The organism is Cytobacillus sp. OWB-43 (assembly GCF_034651445.1).
Lineage (GTDB): Bacteria > Bacillota > Bacilli > Bacillales > Cytobacillaceae > Cytobacillus > Cytobacillus kochii.
The window spans coordinates 311643-335534 of sequence record NZ_JAYEFF010000003.1 but is presented as its reverse complement, the minus strand read 5'-3'; the positions used below and the strand labels follow the sequence as shown (position 1 = coordinate 335534).

Genomic DNA, 23892 nt, shown 5'->3' with positions numbered 1-23892 from the left:
GTGCTGTACCCTGTAGCTTTTTATTAATCTTTCTTTATAAATAAAACTTTAAGATAGTCTCCTTCGGGAAAAGACGGAATCGTTTTAAAATCAATAGGTAATGAATATTCTTCAAGAATCTTATACTTTCCATTACTTGTTGCAAATGCTTTTGAGACAAATGTTTTAAACTTTTTCATCGGCACATTACTTGCATTAGATGAAGCAACAATGATCCCTCCTTGATTAGTAATCGAGATAGCTTCTTCTAATAAAGCAACATAATCTTTTGCAACACTAAAAGTATGTTTTTTTGATCGTGCAAAACTAGGTGGATCTAAAATGACAAGATCGAATGATAAATTTTTTCTCACCGCATATTTAAAGTATTTGAATACATCTTCAACAATGATATCCTGTTCTTCATAATCAATACCATTTACACTAAACATTTCGATTGTCTTCGCTTTACTTCGATTAGCCAAATCGACACTCGTTGTTTTCACTGCACCGCCCAATGCAGCTGCTGCCGAAAAAGCTCCTGTATATGAGAATGTATTCAAGATTGTTTTACCATCGGCATATTGATCTCTTATTTTTTTCCTTACTTCTCTTTGATCTAGGAAAACCCCAACCATAGCGCCATCATTAAGATAGATTGGATAATTTATCCCGTTTTCCTTAACGATAATAGGAAATGTCGGCTTTTCACCACAAACAAAATCATCATCTTCTACATACAACCCTTTATGATTAAATCTTTTCTTTTCATAAATGGCCTTCACCGGCATACATTGCTCTAATGCCCTAATAATCTCTTGTTTGAATTGATAGATACCTTCACTATACCAACTAATGCAATAATACGTATCATAGTAATCTATTGTAACGCCTCCAACGCCATCGCCTTCTCCATTAAAAATTCTAAAAGCAGTCGTTTCTGGGTCGTTAAAAAGTTTTTGTCTATGATTTACTGCTGCCTTCAGCTTTTCCATAAAAAAGGCTTGGTCTATTCGCTCATGCTGGTTTTTCGTTAATACCCAGCCTCTACCTTTATTTTGAATTCCATAGTAACCTTTACAGAGAAACTGTCCCTTTTCATTCACTAGCTCAACAATCGTCCCTTCTTCCATTTGAGGAATTCGTTCAACAGATTGTTCATTTATTAATGGAAAACCTTCCCTATACTTCTTTATGTATGACGGTTTTACTGTTAACTTCATATACGCTCCACCTTACCAATCAATGATTTATTTATCGTACCACAAATAGCATCTTACAGACAAAGCCCTCTCAGGTTTATCTTGAGAGGGCTTTACCGTTTAACTTGCTTTATTCACTTCTTGAGATATTTCTTTCATATTCGAAATTGCATGTTGATATTTTTCTTCATCAAATTCATTCTCACTTTTCGCCACGGCGATTGTCGCGATTCCGTTACCAATCATATTCGTAATGGCACGACCTTCACTCATAAAGCGATCAACACCGAGTAAGAGTGCTAAACCTTCTAACGGAATAACTTGAATAGCTGCTAATGTCGAAGCCAACACGATAAATCCACTTCCTGTAACCCCAGCAGCTCCTTTAGATGTAAGCATAAGAATTAAGATAATCGTTATTTGCTGACCAATAGATAAATCTACTCCAAATACTTGAGCTAAGAATACCGTCGCCATTGAAAGATAAATAGAAGTCCCATCAAGGTTAAAGGAATAACCCGTCGGAATGACAAGACCAACAACTGATTTTGACGCACCGAATCTTTCCATTTTATCCATCATTCTTGGTAATACAGATTCAGAAGAACTCGTTCCTAATACGATAAGTAACTCATCTTTAATAAAACGTAAATATTTAAATAGGCTAAATCCATAATATTTACAAATGATGTTTAAAACGATAAAGATGAATAAGAACATTGTAATATACACACTCATCATCAACTTAGCGAGCGGTGCTAAAGAACCTAAGCCGAAATGTCCAATCGTATATGCCATTGCACCAAACGCACCAATTGGCGCAGCTTTCATGACATAACCGATAATCTTAAAGAACACATGGGATAACCGGTCAAGAAAATCAGTAATAACTTCTCCCCGTTTACCTAAAGAAGCAAGAGCAACACCAAATAGAATGGAGAAGAATAAAACTTGAAGGATATCTCCCTCCGCAAAAGCATTCACCATATTTGATGGTACGATATGTGTAACGAATTCGATCCAATCAATGCCTTCTTCAGCATTGGTTGTATATTGAGATACGTCACCTTGTTCAAGCTCATTAAAATTTAACCCGTCACCTGGTTTTACAATATTAACGACTAATAATCCAATAACGAGAGCAAGCGTGGTAACAACTTCAAAATAGATAAAAGCTTTCCCACCAACCTTACCAACTTTTTTCATATCTCCCATTTTTGCGATTCCTAAAACAATTGTTAAGAAAATAATTGGGGCAATAACCATCTTCACTGCATTAATGAAAGTAGTTCCTAACGGCTGTAATTCTTTACCTATATCTGGCCAAATTAAACCAACTAACACACCAAGTGCGATCGCTGTTAACACTTGAACGGTTAAGTTCTTAAAGATTCTTAAAAATCCCACATTAATCATCTCCTGTCACACTATCTATCTGACTATTCTTTGTAATTAGAATGATAGCGTTTTCAGAAAATGAAAAGAAGTTTATGGTCATAGTGAACATTTTGTTCATTTTGGTCTTATTAGTTGAGACAGTAAAAATGATTGGCATATATGGACTACTGCCAAGTTACATAATTTTAACCAGTAAAGGAGGAGAGTCCCCGATTACTCTTACCATAAGCATCTAAGTGAAATTTAAGGTCAAATTAGGGATAGATTAGACAAAAGAGAGCCACAATTTATTTAAGCTCTCTTTCGTCTAGTAATTTATTTTATGAATTCTAGTACTCTCTCTAACCATTTAATATTAAATTCCGCTTTATCAAATGCATGAGAAGCAATTAATTGGCTTGAGTCAGAGACTTTGTTATATTTTTCCTTTTCTTCTTTTTTCGTTTTTAATGTATCCCACTTTTCTTTTTCCTTTTGAATGGTTTGTTTCAAAATAGAAGCGGCTTCTTCTTTATTAATATAATTTAAGAAATGAATGGCAATATACAAATCTGCCACTTCCGTATATTTTTGAAAACAAAGATAGAGTTCTTCTACCAGATGGCCACGTCCCTCATTGGTTATCCGATAAAGTGTTTTTTCTGGGCGACTTCCTTCTTGTAACTTTTGTACAGGCTCTATCCAATTCTTTTTATGTAATGCTTCAAAATCATAATAAAACTTTCCTTCACTAATCTTTATGAAAGGCTGTGCATTCATTAGTTTTTTGCGGATATTATAAGGATAGTCTACTGAATGTGCTAACATACCTAAGATATATATTCTAATCATTCACCCGTTCACCTCCAAAAACGTATATAGCTATTTTAACTTATACTGGGAGATAAACGCATCTGATTCTTTCATTATAGTTTCAATTAATAAGAGCATGTTCGTTAATTAATCGGTAAAATCTGTATACTTAAAAATAAAAATACGAACCTATTCATTAGAATTTGTTCGCATTTTCCGAGAAACTATTCATTGTTCATTCTTTTAATTTCACCTTGAATCTTCACTCTATTTATTTCAAGAAAGTTTAAGAGGCAATGAGGTTAACGTTTGACCCGTCGCAGAATCAGTTAAGTTGGGCTCTAGTTCAAATGATTCGATAGGTTCGATTTTGGAAAAACGCTTAACTAAGTTTTCTAAAATGAGCTTCAACTCAAGTCTTGCTAATGGTGCACCTAAACAAAAATGAGGTCCATTTCCAAATGTAAGATGTTTCTTATTATTTTTTCTATGAATATTTAATTGAAATGGCTCTTCAAACATTTCCTCATCCATATTAGCCGCACTCATCCAGGCAACAACGACATCTCCCTTTTTCAACTCTACCCCTAAAATATTGTTATCCTTCTTCACCGTACGATCTCTTCGACTCATATGAAAACGATATCGTAACATCTCTTCGACCGTTCGATCAATATATTCTGGGTGGGCTTTTAATTCTGAAAATAACTCGTTGTCATCATATAAAAGGGCATAAAAGCTTGTTGAGATCATATGACTCGTTGTTTCTACCCCTGCACCTAATATAGCCATTGTCATTTCAATAATTTCAAAGTCCGTTAGTCTTTCTCCATCTACTTCCGCCCTAATGAGGTCAGAAATGATGTCATCTTGTAACTGCTGTCGCTTTTCAATGATGACTGGTTGTAAATAAGTAAAGAACTCTTTAATTGCTTGATTTTTTTGGTTATCGATTACATCCTTTTTGCTCTTATCATATGGTAGAAATAATATATCGACCCATTTCTTAAATTTAATTACATCGGGCTTCGGAATCCCTAATAAGTCTGACATTACCATTGCAGGCATAGGATTGGCTAATGCCGCTACGATATCTTCCGTCTTGCCCTTTTCTATTTGTGTAATTAAATTTTCAGCAATTTGATTAATCCGCGGTTTCCAATTTTCTAAACTTCTTGGAGTAAATGCTGATGCTAATAGGGATCTTCCTTTTCTGTTGTGTGGAGGATCCATTTTCAAGAAGTTCACTTTACTATTCATTTGCTTATCATCTTCACTAAACTTTACTGAAATCGTTGTACGGTCTCCTTCACTGGAGAAATGTTCATAGTCGCTTAAAACGGTCTTTACGGCATCATACTTAAATGCATTCCAAGTATCAGAATTCTCATTATAACTAATAGACCCACTTTCAAGCATCGATTTGTACCATTCTAACGGTTGGAATTGTTCTGATCTTGAATGAAAATGTTTAATGTCTTGTAATGAGATAATCTCTTTCATCTAACATTTCCTCCTCTTTGATCATTTGGAGATAGATTATATACTTTAATTAAAGTATATAATCTATCGTAAATTTTCTCCCTTTCATCGTCAATGCATGGAAAGTAGTAGTTTTACTATAGGGGCAAATGAACTAAAAAGAACTGTTGAATAGCTTTTACTCAACAGTTCTTTTTAGTTCATGATTATGTGATTATTATTCTATATTTCAGCACTACGTTTTAATCATATACCGATTCACAGGTCTCCCTACCCCACCATATTGTATATCTAGTACTATTACACCTTTTTTCTCTAAATAATCAAGATATCTCCGAGCTGTCACCCTTGCAATCCCAATACCGCTAGCCACTTCTCCAGCTGCTTGCGGTTGTTGTTGAACGGTTAGATAATTAATGACTTCTTTCAATGTAAATTCATTTAGCCCTTTAGGTAAATCTACCTCTACTTTCGTTACTTGTTCTGCATAAAGTAATTGATCAAGTTGCTCTTGCGACATTGTTCCTTCATTTTTTAAGCTTTCACGATACTGACGAAACTTCTCAAGTGCCTGCTTCATCCTATCGAATTTAAACGGCTTCATTATATAATCGATTGCTCCATTTTGTAGCATCATTTTAATCGTATCCTTATCTTTAGCTGCCGAGATTACGATTACTTCTGCATTAAGCTTTTGTTTCCTTAATTCGTACATAACTTTTAATCCATCTTTTTTCGGCATAAACACATCAAGCAATATTAAATCTGGTGAGAAATCTTTAGCAAGTCTAATGCCCTCTTCTCCGTTATTAGCAATGGCTTTCACATGAAACCCTTTTACCTTAGATATAAAACCTTTATTAACTTCTTGTACCATTGGATCATCTTCAATTAATAGTACTTGAATATCATTCATAAGTTAAACCTCCCCAAAGGTAATTAAAAAAGAAGTACCTTCATTTACCTTAGAAGTGACAGTTATTTGCCCTTCTCCTTTATCCACAATTTGTTTGACCAAATATAATCCGTAACCAGTCCCATTTTCTTTTCCTTCCGTGAATCCTTTTGTAAAAACTTTTTCTAAATTAGATTCTTCTATACCTATCCCATTATCTTCTACAAGGATGGAACAAATGTAGTCATCTTGTTCGATACTTATATCTATCATTTTTTCTTCCTGATCGAGTTGTTCGAAGGAGCCGAAAGCATTCTCAACCAAATTACCTAATAATAGAACAAAATCATGATGATCTAAATGAGGAGGAAAGTGATCCAAATTACTATTAGTATCAACTGTCACGATAATATCTAGTTCCTTCCCTCTCCTGATTTTGCTAATTAGGAGTCCAGCTACCGCATCGTCTTTAATTATTTCATGAAGAAATAAAGATATACTTTCTTGTTCTTCTGAAGCAGCAAATGCAAGTTGAAATGCCTTTTCTGGCTTTCCTAATTGGATAAGCCCAGCAATTGTATGCAATTTATTCATATGCTCATGATTTTGCACACGCAGTGCCTCAACAAAACTCCTTACACCAGTAAGTTCCTCTGCTAATTTTGCTACCTCCGTTCTATCTTGGAAAATAGCAACGGCGCCAATTAATTGGCCATCTTTATTAATAGGAATTCTCGTGCTCAAGATGCTTTTTCCACTCACCATAATTTGTTCATTATAAACCGGTTCATTTCTCTCAACAATTTCTGGTAAACGTGTATCTTCTAAAACGGAACGAATCGATAATCCCGTTACTTCTCCATTCACATTAAATATTTTTTTTGCTTTTTCATTAAAGATCGTAATTTTCTCATGATAATCGATCGCAATTACCCCTTCATTGATGGAATGAAAGGTTGCTGTTCTCTCTTCAAACATTCGTTTAATTTCGAACGGTTCTAAATCAAACATTTGCTTCTTAATATGATTGGCTAATATATATGAGGCAATAAACCCTACAATTAAAGTGAGGAACACAATAAATAGGATCTCTTTAGAAAAGCCAGAGACGATTTCCTTGAATGTTGGAATTTTATTACCAACCATTACCACACCTATTTGGTTTAGTTGTTCATCTTTTAATACTGGAATAAACGCTCTTAAATATGTACCATCTTCTCCCCTTGCTTTGGAAAAATAAATATGTTCGGCAAATGCAGGATCTTCATCACTACCAGTTGACACATGACCTATCATACTTCTAACTGGGTGTGAGAAACGGACTCTATCCATATTCATTACTACAATATAATCCGTATTATTAATGACCCTTATTTCTTCAACAATGGGGTTAATAATCTTCCAGCCCTCATCTCCCTCAAGTCCATCTTTTATATCTGCAAGCTCTGCTACTGTCCTAGCCGTACTCATTGATTCGCCTCTTAAGTCCAATTCTTCTTGTTGTTGCATATTTGCGATAACAACAAGCCCGCAAATAAGCAGTAAAAAGATAACAACCCCATATGATAGCAACGTTATTTTCCAACGAATAGGTATTTCCTTCAAACAAATCTTCCTTTCATTGCCACCTACACTTGACCTTTAATCTGAAAATAATGATACTATTTAGTATGAGGTGAAGGTGATGAAAAGTAAATATAGCATCATACTATTAACCATTATTATAACGCTTGCACTTTTTTTTAGTTTTAAACAATATATTCTCACAGAAGACCTTCCTTATGATGATGAACAAGAAGGGCTCAATGATCAAATCGTTTTAACTTTTAGTCATGTTGTCTCCAATAATACGCCAAAGGGAATGGCCGCTGATAAATTTGCTGAGATTGTTGCTGAAAAATCAGACGGAAATATTAAAATTGTTGTCTTCTCTAACGGCTCTCTCTACTCTGATATAGAAGAAATACGAGCGGTTCAAGAAGGCAATGTTGATATTATTGCTCCCTCCACATCAAAACTTGGCATGTTAAACCCTGCATGGGGGCTACTCGATTTGCCGTTTATTTTCCCTTCCTATGAAGCCATTAACGAAGGGTTAGACGGGTTTATCGGACAAACACTATTATCTAGTGTAAAGGGGGATGGACTCATCGGTTTAGCTCATTGGAGTAATGGATTTAAGCAATTCACATCCAATGATGGTCCAATTATTTATCCGCAAGATATAGCTGGACAAACATTCCGAATCATGCAAAGTGATGTCCTCTCATCACAATTTCTTGAATTGAATGCAAATTCAGTGAAAGAATCTTTTAATTCTACATACGACTTGTTAGATAGTGGGAAAGTAGACGGCGAAGAGAACACTATCTCTAATATTTATTCGAAAAAGTTTTATAACTTACAAAAGTATATGACAATAAGCAATCATGGCTATCTCGGTTATGCCGTCTTAATGAATGAGAATGTTTGGAATAAGCAATCAAGTGAAACAAAACGAATCTTAACTGAGGCTATGTCTGAAGTCACGCAATGGAATCGAAAACAAGCTGCCCAGATGAATGAAAATCAACTCGAAGAAATAAGAAAAGTGAGTTCAATCCACATTCACGAACTTACCAATGAAGAAAAAAACAGTTGGAAAAAGGTCCTAGACCCAGTCTACACTCAATTTAAAAATGAAATTGGCAGTACACTGATTGACAAGGCTTTAAAGCTCAGAGATAAATACGAAAACGAAACAACTGATGAAACGGACTGAGTGAGGCAATTACCCTTGAATATTTAATCAAATTTTTGCCCGGGCTCCCTTTTTTTGACTCGTTTCCGTTTGAATCCAACCAAATTTTTGCCTGGGCTCGCTTTTTTGACTCGTTTCGGGCTTGAATCCAATCAAATTTTTGCCTGGGCTCCCTTTTTTGACTCGTTTCTGCTTGAATCCAATCAAACTTTTGCCGCGGACTCGCTTTTTTGACTCGTTTCCGTTTGAATCCAATCAAATTTTTGCCCGGCCCCGCTTTTTTGACTCGTTACCGTTTGTATCCAATCAAATTTTTACTCGGGCTCGCTTTTTTGACTCGTTTCTGCTTGAATCCAATCAAATTTTTGCCCGGGCTCCCTTTTTTGACTCGTTTCTGCTTGAATCCAATCAAATTTTTGCCTGGGCTCGCTTTTTTGACTCGTTTCCGTTTGAATCCAACCAAATTTTTGCCCGGGCCCGCTTTTTTTGACTCGTTTTCGCTTGAATCCAATCAAATTTCGCCGCGGGCTCGCTTTTTTGACTCGTTCCCGTTTGTATCCAACCAAATTTTACCCGGGCTCGCTTTTTTTGACTCGTTTCCGTTTGAATCCAACCAAATTTTTGCCCGGGCCCGCTTTTTTGACTCGTTCCCGTTTGTATCCAATCAAAATTTTACTCGGGCTCGCTTTTTTGACTCGTTTCCGCTTGAATCCAATCAAATTTTTGCCTGGGCTCCCTTTTTTGACTCGTTTCTGCTTGAATTCAATCAAATTTTTGCCTGGGCTCCCTTTTTTGACTCGTTTCCGACTCAGTCTCTTTCCTTTCCAGTATATATAGACAAAGACGATAGTGAGACACGACAAAAAGTAACCTGAGTATTAACTTAGGTTACTTTTCTAACTCGTATTTTATAATTTATATTTGTTCCTTAAACATCCACTTTCTCTGAAGCTAACATTGTGCCATTTTCCACATAGTTTAAATGCCAAGAAAAAGCTTTCGCTAGAATATGTGGGGTTTGGCCACCTGCTGATAATGCTTCATAATAATAATCTCTAAGTTGATCCTTGTATAACGGATGCGCACAATTTTCAATGATTAGCTCAACTCGTTCACGAGGAGCCAATCCTCTTAAATCTGCGTAGCCTTGTTCTGTGACAATTACGTCAACATCATGTTCTGTATGATCAATATGTGAAGCAAAAGGTACAATACTTGAAACTTTTCCATCTTTAGCAATTGATTTTGTCACGAATATAGCTAACCTTGCATTTCTTGCAAAATCCCCTGATCCGCCAATACCATTCATCATCTTAGTTCCTTGAACATGAGTAGAATTCACATTGCCATAGATATCTAGTTCTAATGCAGTATTGATAGAGATTAATCCTAAGCGGCGAATTAATTCCGGATGATTAGTGATCTCTTGTGGTCTTAACAATAACTTATCGCGATATTGATCGAAATGTGCAAACACTTCTTGCATCTTTTCTTCTGAAAGTGTAATGGAACAGCCTGACGCAAACTTTACTTTCCCAGCATCAATTAAATCAAATACTGCATCTTGAAGTACTTCTGAATACACCTCTAAGTCTGTGAATTCAGAGTCAATCATGCCATGTAATACAGCATTTGCTACCGAACCAATGCCTGATTGTAATGGGGCAAGTTTTTCATCTAATCTCCCTGCTGCAATTTCATTGCGAAGAAAGTTGGTTAAATGTTGTGCCATAATAACTGTTTCCTCATCTGGCTGAACAATAGTTGAAGGTGAATCGCCTTGTTCAGTAAACACAATCGCTTTAATTTTCTCCGGATTCACTTTAATACCTATCTCACCAATACGATCGGCTACATTTGTAATTGGAATTGGACCACGCTCACCTTGTTTATCTGGACTATAAATATCATGTAACCCTTTTAGTGATGGTAATTGGGCCATATTAATTTCAACAATTACACTATGGGCATGTTCTGCAAAAGACAGTGAGTTACCAACTGATGTTGTAGGTACAATTGTTCCGTCATCTTCAATCGAAACCGCTTCCAAAATAGCTACATCCACATGTAATACCCCTGAACGGATAAGTTCTGCTGTGTGAGATAAATGTTGATCAACAAATAAGAAGTCCCCTTTATTAATGCCTTTTCTCATTGTTGAGTCCGCTTGAAATGGTAATCTCTTATTTAAAATACCGGCTTCTGCAAACAACTTATCAACATCCGAACCAAGAGATGCGCCTGTATACACATTGACTTTAAAATCTTCTGTTTTTGCTCTTTCTGCTAATGCGACAGGAACCGCTTTCACATCTCCCGCACGAGTAAATCCACTTAACCCCAATGTCATGCCATCTTTAATCATTTCTGCAGCCCCTTCTGCAGTCATGATATTGTTCTGAAGTGTCTGAATTTTAACTCTCCCAAGTTTATTATCCATATTCCCATCCCTCTTTCTGTAAAGAATACTTAATAACTATTTTACTAATAAATCAGAATGGGATTATTTTTTTAGTATAATTAATGAAAAATTTTGATAAAACAGCAAAATCTGCCGATAAGCCAGCAGATTTTTTCAGATAATCAGAAAATATTGAGTTAAATGTTATTCATCCATTTATGCCTTTGATTTAGAAGCCGAGCAACTTACGAAAATAACTAGAATAGGATTGACTAACAGGCACTTTTGCACCATTTCTCATTAATAATAAAAAAGTAGAATGAGAGTCAGGAAATATCTCTTGTATTTGATTAACATTCACCAAAAATGACCTGTGACAGCGAATAAAGTTTTCCTTTGGTAAAATATACTCAAACTCCTGTAGCGTATTTTTATGCGTACCAGAAGAGTAAATAGCATGAACATGTGTTTTACGATCTTTGGCTTCCAAGAAATATACTTCATTAAATGGAACAGGTACCCAACCATCACTTGTCTTTAATGTAACGACAGATTTCCCCTCTGTCAATGTTGGAAAAATAGCAGTCACACAACCTTCAATTTTTCCATTATTTTTAAATGGAACAGCCATCCCGTGATAAGGTACACCAAATACATCCCTATTAATAAACTCTGACACCTTTTGTTCAGCCTTAAGCGCTTTGTCAGCAATACTTCCTTCTTTTACAATATCCCCTGGCCGAATTTTCAAGTCAACACGTTTACTTGGACGATAGTAAATATACTCTGTTGTATTTGAAACTACAATTGACACTTCATCTGAAAATAACTCCCCAATTACATCTAGCAATGAACTCAGTGTAATTCCTTCCATCACAAAATCCCCTTTTTTGATTCGCTACTATTCTATCTTACGTGTTTTATTTTCATTTGCCTAGTTAAGAAACGTGCAAGAATATGTCTTATACCAAAGAAGGAAACATCAACTTGCTTTTCCTCTTTTAATAGGTTGATCTTCGTATTTAAGCCAGTTCACTCCTTTTTCTAATATAATTGAGATAATAACACCCATTATTAACCCATTTGCTAAAAATGGTTGAATGAGTACAGGTAATTCCGAAAAGATAGCAGGTGAAATATTCATAATACTAATACCAATTAATACAGGTGCTGCTAACCTAAATATCGTATTGGAATTAAACGTCTTTCCATTTAAACTACTGAATGCAGTACCAAATAATTGCATATAGGCAACAAACAAGACTGCGTTTCCAACTGTAACAGGCAACATTGAAAGAAATGAGCCTAAAATTGGAACAATACCAATGATCGTAAGTAAAGCACCACCGATAAAGAATGGCTTTCTTTCATAAATTCTCGTACTTTGCAAGAAACCAATCGTTGATGTAAATGGTGTATAGGGAACAAGTCCGAAACCAGATCCAATAATGGTAGAAATTGAAGTAATCAGCATTGAGCCTTTAAACTCTTTTTTTGCTGCTCTCCTTTGTAGAAGTTTTTCTGCAGCGTTAATAGAAGCAAATGTATTACTTAAGTTTAATAATACGGCAACAAAAGTGACTACGACAATTCCCATTTCAAGATTAGGAGCCCCTAATGGAAAAAGTTGGAAAGGTGCCGATGTTGTCATACCCGCCCCATCATTACCAAACAATAGGACATAACCAAGCCAGCCCCCTAAAAGGCCAATTAAGATAGAAAAATTGCTAATAAGTTGATTACCCTTCATTTTTAATGTAGCGACAATCAGCGCGAGTACTACAGAATAAAGACTTATACCTATATCAATGACGCCAGTCGAGGTCATCTTTAACATACCTTCAAAAAAGATAAACATTAATTGAAAAGTAAGCAAAAACAAATATACAGTCATTACCATCGGACTAAAGATGGCTTGCAATAATGAAAAACCACCACAAGCAATCAGCAAAATGGTCACTAGACTAGCTAAAACAATACCAGTAACAATCCCACCACCAATACGTTCTAATCCAATATTAAGCGCTTGTGCTGAAAGCCCAAGATTAAGGATAATTCCCCATAATAAGCCTGAATGCCCTTCCATAATCGGGAAACGATGACCTTTCCATCCTTGTAGTATACAAGTAATACCTGTAAGTATGAGTGATGCTCTAATCATCATTGCCATCGTTTCACTAGATAGCTCAAATACATTGGCAATGGAAATCGGAATGACAACAGTATTGGCAAAAATAAAAAAGACCCATTGTACGGAAGAAACCATTGTCATTGATGAAATAAACTTTTTCAATCTGTACACCACTTTCTACGTTTTTCATTTTCACATCTACTAGTATAATTCATTTTCAAAAGGAAAGAAGCCTTTAAAAAAAGAATTATGAAAAACGAAATATTTTGAAGCCCATATACGATGAAAATGATAAAAATTGGAGCTAATCTATATGCCTATACAAATAATAACCCTCTCCAAATATGAAGAGGGGCATGTGATTTAAATAGTTTTATTAATCATTGTTATTTTGAAATGATAATGCTTTTTTTGCTAAATTTGTGATTACTACATCATCCATAGGCGGATTATGGAGCGCAGCTCGCACATCACGGTAATAACGCTGCAAAGGATTTCTTTGTTGCAAGCTTTGTGCACCAACTATTCTCATTGCCCAATCGACCACTTTATTAGCACTGTTAGAGACAAGATGTTTGATGGCTCCAAGTTCTGCTCCTAATTCTCCTCGTTTATTCGGTTCATTATCCCAACGATCCGCTATAGAATAGAGTGCTGTTCGCGCTTTTAGTAGCTCGAGTTCCATTTCCCCAATTTTACGTTGCACTTCTGGTACTTCACTGATTGGACCAGGCAGGCTATTAGGTTGATATTCAGAAGCAAAAATAATGGCATAGTTCCGAGCTGCAATAGCAACGCCAATAAAACAAGCAGCTGAATGTAGTAACCATGCATTAGGAATCGCATAAAAATGAACACCTTCTAATTCGACTAATGCTGTTTCTTCTACAATTACATTCTCTAACACGAGATCGTCACTACGCGTGCCCCGCATCCCTAGCATATTCCAATTTGATTCCACTTTTAAACCAGGGTTCTCATGAGGTACAAGGAATATACCAATTTCTCCTGAAGCTTCTATCGTTGCTGTAATAAGAGAAAAATCTAACCCTGGTGCCATCGAAGCAAAAGATTTTCTTCCATTCAAGATCCATTGTGTTCCTTTTTTCACCGCAGTAGTCGCTGGTAGTCCACCACGGGTTGGACTGCCAGTTGCTACCTCAGTTGCACAGCGGTTAATCAATTTATTATCTTTGATAACCATTTCACATAACTTGGCAAACTGTTCTTCCTTCCATTTCCGTTTAACCCTTAAATCATAGATAACACCTAAGTGCCAACCAATACATAAAGCCGTAGACGCATCACCTTGGGCAATCCTTTCTTGTATTAAGAAATATTCATATAAGGAAATCTCTTTACCACCATATTCTTTCGGAATCGTTAAACTTAAGTAATTTGATTGTTTTAATTCTTCAAAATTTTCAAAAGGGAATTCTGCATTTTCATCAATCTTTTGCGCCCTCTTACTAAATCCTTCTGCTAATATCGTAGCTTTATGAAATAATTCTTCTTGTTGAGCCGTCTTAATAAATGGTCGAGCGAGTTGTTCAGCTAAATACGCTTCCTTAGATGAAGCTGTTATCGTGCTCATAGAATCCTTCCTCCCCGTCTGTTTCCATCTTCTCTTTAATACTCAATCATTAGGATAAATAGATATAGTAAAGGCTCCATCCCCTTTACTATATCTATCGTTTGAATTTATTATCTCTTATCTACATATTTAGTTAATTTATCCCCACCAATTTGAATGATTTGCACCAATACAACGAGGACAATTACTGTCGTAATCATAATGACATTATCATAGCGATAGTAACCGAAACGTATCGCTAAATCACCAATACCACCGCCGCCAATAATACCTGCCATTGCTGAATAACCAATTAAACTAATAGTCGTAATCGTTAAACCTTGAACAATTCCAGGTTTCGCTTCTGGGACAAGAATTTCCTTAATTATCATCCAAGGGGAAGCGCCTACTGCTACTGCAGATTCAATGACTCCTTTATCTATTTCTCTTAAGGATGTTTCTACCAATCTTGCAAAAAACGGAATCGCTGCTACAGATAATGAAACAGAAGCCGCTGTAGGACCAATAGTTGAACCTGCAATTAATTTTGTTAACGGCAATAGAGCTACTAACAAAATAATATAAGGAATAGAGCGGATCAAATTGACAATCCAACCGGTAACAGCATTTACAAATCTATTCTTTAAGAACAATCCTTCGTCTGTAACGAATAATAAGATACCTAGTGGAAGACCTAGTATAAGTGCCGCAACTAAAGAAATGGCGACCATATAAATTGTTTGTAATACAGCTGTATTTAGTTCAGGAAGTAACGCCTGAATGGACTCAAGCAACATGTTCAACTACCTCCAAATTCTGTGTTCTTTCTTGAATATATTGTATAGCTCTTTCTATTTCAGGTATTTCGCCAGTCAACTCCATAATAAAAATACCAAGAGGTACTTCTTGAATATATTCAATCTTGCCGTGAAGAATATTTCCTTTTACTTTGAATGTTTGGAACAGTTCAGAAACAACAGATTCTTCTGCTATTGCACCTTTAAATTGAATCTTAATGATTGTTCCCTTCCTGTTTTCAATCAATTGTTGTGGTAAGTCAAATTGAAGAACACTCTGAATGAAATCCTTTGTAAGTGGTTCAATTGGATTCGCAAATATATCATACACCGGTCCCTCTTCTATGACCTTTCCATCTTGCATAACAGCTAACCTATGACAAATCTCTTTGACTACTTCCATCTCATGAGTGATAAGTACGATGGTTAATCCTAGCTTTTTATTAATTGATTTTAATAAGTTCAGGATTGATTTTGTTGTTTTAGGGTCTAGAGCTGACGTGGCTTCATCGCAAAGTAAAACCTTTGGATCATTAGCGAGTGCTCTGGCTATTCCTACCCTTTGCTTTTGACCACCACTTAATTGTGTGGGATACTGATGAATTTTATCTGCTAAACCCACTAATTCTAATAGTTCTTTCACCCTGATATCTATTTCTTTCGGGCTTTTACCTGCCGCTTTTAAAGCAAAGGCAATATTCTCATACACTGTCTTCGAACTCGCTAAATAAAAATGCTGAAAAATCATACCTATCTTCTGCCTTGCTTTTCTTAATTCTTTACTTGTTAAAGATGTTAAATCAACGCCATCAATTTTCACTTCACCAGATGTCGGTCTCTCCAATAAATTTAGACAGCGTAATAAAGAACTTTTCCCTGCTCCACTATAGCCAATAATCCCGTATATTTCCCCTTCTTTAATAGAAAGGGATACATTGTCAACCCCTATTACTTGCTTCTTTTTGCTTTTATAAATTTTCACTAAATGATTGACTTCAATCATTTACCTCACCCTCCCTAAATCCTCTACAACATAAAATGAGCCTCTTTCACTTTGAAAGAGGCTCAACAAATGATTGTTATTAAACCTTATCTTTCAGAATGAAATCATTCTGCAGGATTTAGCACCTTCCCTTTAAAAGGAGGTTGCCGGACATCTTCGGGCCTGGTCCCTCAGTCTCTCTCGATAAGAATCATATTAAATTTAATGTGTTGCTTTGATAAAGGAAATTTTATCGGGTATTGAATTAATTGTCAATAGTATTTTGATTATTTATGCATTTACTTATCTTCCTCTTCGTTTAAACAAGAAGATAAAAAAAGTTGTTCCTAATAAAGCTGTGATTAGACCCACATACAAGATGATTGCTGACGTTTTGAACTTTACTGTACTAGGTTGCTCTTCTTGTCCACGTCCCTCACCACCAGGCATACCTTCAAACCCTTCTGGTGTCTCAAAATCTCCTTCCTGCGGAAAGTCTCCATTGCCTTGCGGACGTTCAGGCATTTCACCATCAATGTTTCCTTCATTACCGTTTGGCGGTTGGAATACTTCTCCTCTTTCTTGACCTTCCTGGTCATCACCACCTGCTCGGCTAGGGAACATGTTATTGACTTCAGAAGCTTGTGATTCTACTTCTAATTCACCTGAAAGCTGAGCAAGTATCGATTCTGATCTCGCCTCAGCAAATGCTGGTAAACTCTCATCACCTTGCACTGCTTGTAGAAATTCTTCTGTTGTATAAAACTTGGTAGGATCCTGTTCTACATAAGGAAGAATCAATGTACTAATTTGTGTAGTTGTATTTTGGTAAGACTCTTTTGTCATATATTCTTCGGCAATCTTTTCAAGGTATGCTTCATATTGCTTTTTAAATTCATCATTTGCCAATAAAGCATTAAGTAAAGGCCTCTCATCTAAAGAAGTACCAGCTACAGGTTCGGAAATACTGAAATTAATCGTATCTTCACTCATTAAATTACTATTTCCCATGCCACCATCGAAGTTCCCCATTTCAGCTTGGTGAACTTGACCTTGTTCATCCTCACCTTGCCCACCTTCTCCTGGTGCTAGACCTTGTTGTTCCTGATTTTGATTTTTGTTTTGGTTTTCTTCAGCGATTGAAGAATCTCCGTTCATGCGTCCTCCGCCACCCATACCTACTCCAAAGCCGCCAAATGCCATATTATAGTCCCACGGAATGATTGAGAACTTACCATCATTTTCATATAAATAATAGTTGTGCTTCATTTGCCCTTGGTAACTATCCATGCTAACGACAGCCGTATTTACTGCAAAATATCGTAATACTTGATCCACATCTAAAGTTTTTTCTAAATTGCCACCATTATCGATACTATCTAACATATCTATTAACGCTTGTTCATCTTGCTCCTCTGATTTCAAGTTTAAACCTGAGTAATCATCAATATCATCACTTACCCATTTCAAGTCACTATTTGTACCATCTGGCTTGTACAATGATCCATATGGATTTTCAAAATATCTTCCAAGCATCACTTCGTCTACTTGTTCAACACCTAAATATAATCCCCATTCCTGACCATTAATGGTCACATACATATAAGAATAAGCAGGTGTGGGTAATCCCATATTCTCCATTAATTGATACGATAAATATTCTCGCATTTGCGTAGCATCACTAAATTGGTTATTTAGATTCAACTTTTTCAATCCATATAAAGTTTGATCGGTATAGTAATCAAAGTCTATTTTGAAGCTATAACGATCAGAATCTTCCATTCTAGCAACGGAAGAAAGGGAAGAATTCCCCTTTGTCCGAACAGCTACTTGGTTCAATTTAGTTCCATTTATCGTCACATTTGCCATCTTATATTCTTCTTCCGTCGGATTCTCTAGTATATCTTCCCAATCATCTTCTGCTAGGGTTAACTCAACTTGAGTCACTTTATTTTTATTGAATACTTTTGAAACATAAGAGTGATCAACTACTTCCCCTTTTGGAAGTAAATGAGGTAGAAAGAATAGAATACCAACAAATAAAACAGCCAACATTAGAAAAACGAGAACGACATATTTGCGTTTAATCATATTCCTTTCTCCTGTTCATTTACGCTGTAAAATTACCGTCATAGCTTAACATTACAGCCGACTCTACCCCGCTAAGGTTCGTTACATTATTCACCACTTGAGATTGCTCTTTTTTCATTCTTACTTCATAAGTAATTTCTACTTGATTACCATTCATGATAGATTTGGATTTCATCATATGTTTATTAGTGACCTTTGATAATAGCGATTCTAGTTGAGATTCCACATCTTCACCCCCATATTTTACAATGAGTAAGTAAGGGTTCTGAATCGTAATTTTGTTAACGAACAATACAAGTACGAGACCGATCATTAAACTGCCAATAATCACTAACGGAATAAAGCCTGCTCCGCAAAGAATACCGGCAACAATCGCCCAAAAAAGATAAACAAGATCCATAGGGTCTTTAATTGGTGTACGAAAACGGACAATGGATAAAGCACCAACCATACCTAGTGATAACAGGACATTCGAGGAAATTCCCATAATAATTAATGCTGTAGCCATGGTCATTATAATGAGGGATATATTAAAAGTATGTGAATAAATCACACCAGAAAATGTCTTCTTATATACTGCATAAATAAAAAGTCCAATTGCAAAAGCCATGAATAAACCTATTAGGGAATCTATAATTGAAAAACTCTCTGTCTTTTCTAAAAAGCTTGATTTAAATACATCTGAAAAATTCACACTTTCCATTTTGCTTTTCTCCTATTCTCTCTATAATCCATACATTCTACTTAATTGATATTTAGAATACGTGCCCTTCCTGCGATCTAGCATTTGCAGAAGCATTTTAATGACATCGGGAATGTATTCATCATACTTTACTTCAAGTATCATCAATTGATGATCAAGGGATGGTACCATAGGCATTGTCGTATTTAAAAAGTCGGGATTCCTTAAGCTTGTACGAATATTGCTATCAAAAGTGAGACGTACATTACCATATGGGTAGATATAAACATCCCTCTCATAATCGACAACCGTTACTGGCTTCAATTGATAACGAATCATGTTATGGAAAAGTTCCCTCATTAATGGTCTGGAATCATTCTCCATCCATAAAATGTCGCTAGCTCTAATAAGCTCATATTCCTCAGCTGTCATCCGACATTTTTCTTTATAGGTCAGATTATTCTTCTTACTTTTCTTTTCTAGATTAATTGTGTCAAAATCATTATTATATGTGCGAACCCTATATTTTGCCCGGTTCATATAGCCTTCTTTTTTTTCTATTAGTGCTTTGTTTTCAAAGTTATCAAAGTATACGCTACGAACATTATATCCCCCTCTCCCATTTGAATGGGGGTCCGCATTCATAAAGGAACTTAAGCGTTTTTTAAGTATAACCCCATCCATTTTTGAGATTTCATGTTTGAGCTCTTTCCTTCCTTTCAAAATCGTTCACCTCCTTTAAATATACGTTTTAATCTCGTATTCTTCGTATTTCTCATTTAGCCATTCCGTATATTCAGTAGAAAGCTTAGACTCTATTAACATCTCTTTTATTTCTTCTTTCGCATCTTCGAGATTGGCTTCTTTCGCTTCTTTATGATCTGTTACTTTAATAATGTGATAACCATAATCTGTTTTAACTGGATCACTCACTTCGTCCACTTCCATAGCAAAAGCCACTTCTTCAAATGCTTCTACCATTTCACCTTCACCAAAATACCCCAATTCACCGCCATTATCTTTATTTGAATCATCGGTTGAATAAGAAGCTGCTAATTCTGAGAAATCGTCACCATCATCGAGTTTTTGTTTTACTTCTTTGGCAGTATCCTCATCTTCTACTAGGATATGACTTGCTTCTATCTCTTCTGCCTGAGAAAAACTTTCTTTATTTTCTTCAAAGTATGTTTCCATCTCATCATCAGTAATTTCTATTCCTGGTGTGATCAATTTCTTTGAACCTAAGTAGATTTCGATATTATGTTCTATAGAGTCATAGGATACCCCGTTTTCATCTAACACTTCTTTAAATGCCTCTTCTCCCCCATATTGCTCCATATAGGCATCCATTTCTTCAGCCACTTCTTCTTCAGTTACAGTTACCTTCTCCTTATCCATTTCTTGAAGAACAATTTGATCAGATATTAATGTATCTAGAACAGAAGTGCCATATTGAGACATTAACGCTTCATTCAAATCATCTTTGCTTATATTTTCTCCATTGACTGTCGCTGCTTTTGAATGGCTATTGTATAAAACAACAGCAACTATGACAGCAGCAACAAACATACAACCAGTGGCAATCAATAATTTATTCTTTTTCAACTTGCTTTTCCCCATTTCCTTGTAACGTTACTTCTACTGTTTTCTTTTCACCATCACGATAAAAGTATATTTTAACCTTATCGCCAATTGAAAAGTCTTTATAAAGAGATTCTCTTAAGTCATTAGCGGCTGTAATAGTTTGATCACCAATTGAAACTAAAATATCCTCAGCTTGCAACCCCGCCGTTTCTGCTGTCGAACCTTCCTCAACTTGGGTAATAATGGCACCTTCTTCTACATTTTTTGGTAATTGTTCTTGATAAAACTGCGGTACTTGATTTAAGTCCATCAAACCAACACCTAGATAAGGTCGAATGATTTTACCATCCTTCATTAACTGATCAATAATGTTCTCGACATCGTTACTTGGAATGGCAAAGCCTAACCCTTCTACGCCACTATCAGCTATTTTCAAACTATTAATACCAACCAAATTCCCATTTGAGTCAATAAGTGCTCCACCACTATTTCCAGGATTTATTGCTGCATCTGTTTGTATGACATTTAAATCCCATTCTCCGGCTGAGGTAGAGACTTCAATCGATCGATCCACTGCACTTACAATTCCTTGAGTTACTGTTCTGGATAAATCTAAGCCTAGTGGATTGCCTATTGCTAACACTTGATCTCCTGCACGAAGGTTTGAAGAATCAGTAAAAGAAAGGACTTCAGCGTCTACTTTTTCATTCACTTTTAACACGGCAATATCTGTTAATGAATCTGTTCCAACAAGTTCAGCTTGAAGCTTTTCACCATTATGCAGAGAAACCTGAATATTAGACGCTCCTTCAATGACGTGATTGTTTGTCACAATATACGTTTCATTATCTGTTTGCTTGAAAATAACACCAGAGCCAGTACCACTTTCAACTGCTTCCCCACTTTGGGTGTTGCCTGTAGAATGACTAAAAGGGTTTGCTTGCTGCTCTTGCATGTTGACAACGCCTACGATTGCTTTAGAGGCTTTTTCTACTATATCTGCAATCGACCCATCACTCGTAGTTGATACCGTTTCAGCATTAACTTTGGAAACATTAGTTTCTGCTTGCTCCTGTACAACCTCCGTAGACTGTTTTGTTTCATTAGGAAAATAATTGATTGCTCCTAAAGTTAGGGCTGAGCCCATAACTCCACTTGCTACAGTCATTGTTACACTTTTAAACCAAGTATTTTTTCGCTTCGATTGATACTCGCGATTATCTTCAAAATGATTGAATTCATTCATTAAAAATCCCTTCTTTCATTTGATTTTGCTTGCCTTGTTTTATAATTTAATCAGTGAATGTGTCAGGCATATGTCAAAATAATTTTTTATGTAAAAAAAGAAATAAAAACCTCCGAATATTATTCGGAGGGAGATGGGTTTAAATTATTTTGCATAAAGTTTTGTACATTTTCGATTTCTTCTACTGTAGCGAGTTGCGTTTCATACCATCCCTTCTTTTCCATTAATTGAAAGATTTCCTTTTGGGCTTCTGCACTTGTTTTTAAGCACCCTTCATAAATATCTCTCAATTCATCATGAGTCGTTTCCATTAATGTGTGGCTAATAGCGGGAACTCTTCCTTTTGCTAATTCTAAACATAATTGCAACATTTCTCGTTCTGTTAATCCACGACCATTGATATTATTCGGCAATGAAACCACCTCCAATAAAATTAATGTAATTTCCTCGCTCGGTTGAAATAGGTTGATAATTCTGCAATCCTTAGCTGATGTTCCTCTGCTAATTTTTCCAATGACATCCTTACTTCTTCGTCCTCACAAAGAGAAGCACACCAGTTAAACGTCTTCGCTGTTATTTCCTCCGCCCGAATTTCATCTTCAATTGCCGACAATTCTTTCGTCGTTAACTGATACATTACGCCACCTCCCATACTCCTTTTTGTTAGTATGAAACATAAATGTATGTTTATTCCATAAGACGGTTATTTCTTTTATCTCTGCGGTTGGTTCCACCTTGGATTAATTCTCGTTTTCTGTTTGTTAACGTACTCTCTAACACCTTTTGCGAAGCTTTCGTTTCCGATTTTCCTTTTGAATGACTTGCATACAGCTTTTGCGAAGCGTTCATTTTCGATTTTCCTTTTGAATGACTTGCAAATAGCTTTTGCGAAGCTTTCGTTTCTGCTTTTCCTTTTGAATGACTTGCAAATAGCTTTTGCGAAGCTTTCGTTTCTGCTTTTCCTTTTGAATGACTTGCAAATACCTTTTGCGAAGCGTTCATTTTCGATTTTCCTTTTGAATGACTTGCTAATACCTTTTGCGAAGCGTTCATTTCCGATTTTCCTTTTGAATGACTTGCAAACAGCTTTTGCGAAGCGTTCATTTCCGGTTTTCCTTCTGAATGACTTGCTAATACCTTTTGCGAGGCGTTCATTTCCGCTTTTCCTTTTGAATGACTTGCAAAAAGCTTTTGCGAAGCGTTCGATTCTGCTTTTCCTTTTGAATGACTTGCAAATACATTTTGCGAAGCGTTCATTTCCGGTTTTCCTTCTGAATGACTTGCTAATACCTTTTGCGAGGCTTTCGTTTCTGTTTTTCCTTCTGAATGACTTGCAAATAGCTTTTGCGAAGCTTTCGTTTCTGCTTTTCCTTTTGAATGACTTGCAAACAGCTTTTGCGAAGCGTTCATTTCCGGTTTTCCTTCTGAATGACTTGCTAATACCTTTTGCGAAGCTTTCGTTTCCGATTTTCCTTTTGAATGACTTGCAAATACCTTTTGCGAAGCGTTCATTTTCGATTTTCCTTTTGAATGACTTGCAAATACATTTTGTGAAGCGTTCATTTCCGATTTTCCTTCTGAATGACTTGCAAACAGCTTTTGCGGAGCGTTCGATTCCGCTTTTCCTTTTGAATGACTTCCAAACAGCTTTTGCGAAGCGTTCATTTCCGATTTTCCTTCTGAATGACCTGCAAATACCTTTTGCGAAGCGTTCATTTCCGCTTTTCCTTCTGAATGACTTGCAAACAGCTTTTGCGAAGCGTTCAATTCCGCTTTTCCATCTGAATGACGTGCTAACGTATTATCCTCGGCTTTCAGTTCTATCTCGTTTTGACATAATACTTTTCCAAAGCACACAGCTCAATCGCCGAGTACCCAAGAACGAAAAAAACCGCAAACTTTCAGGTATAATCTGAA

Annotated in this window: 21 protein-coding genes and 1 riboswitch; of the genes, 1 reads left to right on the top strand and 20 read right to left on the bottom strand. The window is 36.1% G+C overall.

Annotated features, from left to right (window positions below; genetic code table 11):
- Positions 1–23: 23 nt before the first annotated feature.
- The 6 genes from U9M49_RS14355 to U9M49_RS14330 all read right to left on the bottom strand — a co-directional run bounded on the left by U9M49_RS14355 (position 24) and on the right by U9M49_RS14330 (position 7359).
- Positions 24–1202, bottom strand: a complete 1179-nt coding sequence (locus U9M49_RS14355) for a class I SAM-dependent rRNA methyltransferase (RefSeq protein ID WP_322910025.1) — start codon at positions 1200–1202, stop codon at positions 24–26.
- A 99-nt stretch (positions 1203–1301) separates the two neighbouring features.
- Complete coding sequence (dctP, locus tag U9M49_RS14350; protein WP_233435288.1) at positions 1302–2588, bottom strand: C4-dicarboxylate transporter DctP; 1287 nt, start codon at positions 2586–2588, stop codon at positions 1302–1304.
- A 306-nt stretch (positions 2589–2894) separates the two neighbouring features.
- Positions 2895–3410, bottom strand: a complete 516-nt coding sequence (locus U9M49_RS14345; protein ID WP_322910024.1) for a PadR family transcriptional regulator — start codon at positions 3408–3410, stop codon at positions 2895–2897.
- Positions 3411–3647: 237 nt separating this feature from the next.
- Positions 3648–4874 (bottom strand): cytochrome P450, encoded by a 1227-nt coding sequence (locus U9M49_RS14340; RefSeq protein WP_322910023.1) that lies wholly within the window; start codon positions 4872–4874, stop codon positions 3648–3650.
- 214 nt (positions 4875–5088) lie between these two features.
- Positions 5089–5769 (bottom strand): response regulator, encoded by a 681-nt coding sequence (locus tag U9M49_RS14335; protein WP_095370138.1) that lies wholly within the window; start codon positions 5767–5769, stop codon positions 5089–5091.
- Between the two features lie 3 nt (positions 5770–5772).
- On the bottom strand, positions 5773–7359 hold the full coding sequence (locus U9M49_RS14330) for an ATP-binding protein (RefSeq protein WP_157734002.1): 1587 nt from the start codon (positions 7357–7359) through the stop codon (positions 5773–5775).
- A gap of 73 nt (positions 7360–7432) precedes the next feature.
- Between U9M49_RS14330 and U9M49_RS14325 the strand changes: the two genes are divergently transcribed.
- Entirely contained in the window at positions 7433–8509 is a 1077-nt protein-coding gene (locus tag U9M49_RS14325) for a DctP family TRAP transporter solute-binding subunit (protein WP_307317585.1), read from the top strand.
- 907 nt (positions 8510–9416) lie between these two features.
- Here U9M49_RS14325 and U9M49_RS14320 read toward each other — a convergent pair.
- The 14 genes from U9M49_RS14320 to U9M49_RS14255 all read right to left on the bottom strand — a co-directional run bounded on the left by U9M49_RS14320 (position 9417) and on the right by U9M49_RS14255 (position 23832).
- Complete coding sequence (locus tag U9M49_RS14320) at positions 9417–10928, bottom strand: succinate CoA transferase (protein ID WP_095370142.1); 1512 nt, start codon at positions 10926–10928, stop codon at positions 9417–9419.
- Positions 10929–11118: 190 nt separating this feature from the next.
- A complete protein-coding gene (locus U9M49_RS14315) occupies positions 11119–11763 on the bottom strand; it encodes a LytTR family DNA-binding domain-containing protein (RefSeq protein ID WP_095370143.1) in 645 nt (214 codons plus the stop codon).
- Positions 11764–11871: 108 nt separating this feature from the next.
- The gene (locus U9M49_RS14310) at positions 11872–13182 is read right to left on the bottom strand and encodes a uracil/xanthine transporter (RefSeq protein WP_233435289.1); all 1311 of its coding nucleotides are present in this window, start codon (positions 13180–13182) and stop codon (positions 11872–11874) included.
- Positions 13183–13396: 214 nt separating this feature from the next.
- A complete protein-coding gene (locus tag U9M49_RS14305) occupies positions 13397–14614 on the bottom strand; it encodes an acyl-CoA dehydrogenase family protein (protein WP_095370144.1) in 1218 nt (405 codons plus the stop codon).
- 110 nt (positions 14615–14724) lie between these two features.
- Positions 14725–15390 (bottom strand): methionine ABC transporter permease, encoded by a 666-nt coding sequence (locus U9M49_RS14300; RefSeq protein WP_095370145.1) that lies wholly within the window; start codon positions 15388–15390, stop codon positions 14725–14727.
- Positions 15380–16393, bottom strand: coding sequence for a methionine ABC transporter ATP-binding protein (locus U9M49_RS14295; RefSeq protein ID WP_095370146.1), 1014 nt, complete (start codon positions 16391–16393; stop codon positions 15380–15382). Before U9M49_RS14295 ends, U9M49_RS14300 begins: the two co-directional genes overlap by 11 nt.
- A gap of 83 nt (positions 16394–16476) precedes the next feature.
- Positions 16477–16583: riboswitch (SAM riboswitch) on the bottom strand.
- A gap of 92 nt (positions 16584–16675) precedes the next feature.
- Complete coding sequence (locus tag U9M49_RS14290) at positions 16676–18463, bottom strand: CotH kinase family protein (RefSeq protein WP_322910022.1); 1788 nt, start codon at positions 18461–18463, stop codon at positions 16676–16678.
- 19 nt (positions 18464–18482) lie between these two features.
- On the bottom strand, positions 18483–19166 hold the full coding sequence (locus U9M49_RS14285) for a DUF4956 domain-containing protein (protein ID WP_095370148.1): 684 nt from the start codon (positions 19164–19166) through the stop codon (positions 18483–18485).
- A 21-nt stretch (positions 19167–19187) separates the two neighbouring features.
- Entirely contained in the window at positions 19188–19868 is a 681-nt protein-coding gene (locus U9M49_RS14280; RefSeq protein ID WP_307317599.1) for a polyphosphate polymerase domain-containing protein, read from the bottom strand.
- 15 nt (positions 19869–19883) lie between these two features.
- A complete protein-coding gene (locus U9M49_RS14275) occupies positions 19884–20750 on the bottom strand; it encodes a peptidylprolyl isomerase (RefSeq protein WP_322910021.1) in 867 nt (288 codons plus the stop codon).
- Positions 20737–21975, bottom strand: a complete 1239-nt coding sequence (locus tag U9M49_RS14270) for a S1C family serine protease (protein WP_095370150.1) — start codon at positions 21973–21975, stop codon at positions 20737–20739. Before U9M49_RS14270 ends, U9M49_RS14275 begins: the two co-directional genes overlap by 14 nt.
- A 119-nt stretch (positions 21976–22094) precedes the next feature.
- Entirely contained in the window at positions 22095–22388 is a 294-nt protein-coding gene (locus U9M49_RS14265; RefSeq protein ID WP_095370151.1) for a spore coat protein, read from the bottom strand.
- A gap of 20 nt (positions 22389–22408) precedes the next feature.
- Positions 22409–22612, bottom strand: a complete 204-nt coding sequence (locus U9M49_RS14260) for a hypothetical protein (RefSeq protein WP_095370152.1) — start codon at positions 22610–22612, stop codon at positions 22409–22411.
- 50 nt (positions 22613–22662) lie between these two features.
- Complete coding sequence (locus tag U9M49_RS14255) at positions 22663–23832, bottom strand: hypothetical protein (RefSeq protein WP_322910020.1); 1170 nt, start codon at positions 23830–23832, stop codon at positions 22663–22665.
- Between the last annotated feature and the right edge of the window lie 60 nt (positions 23833–23892).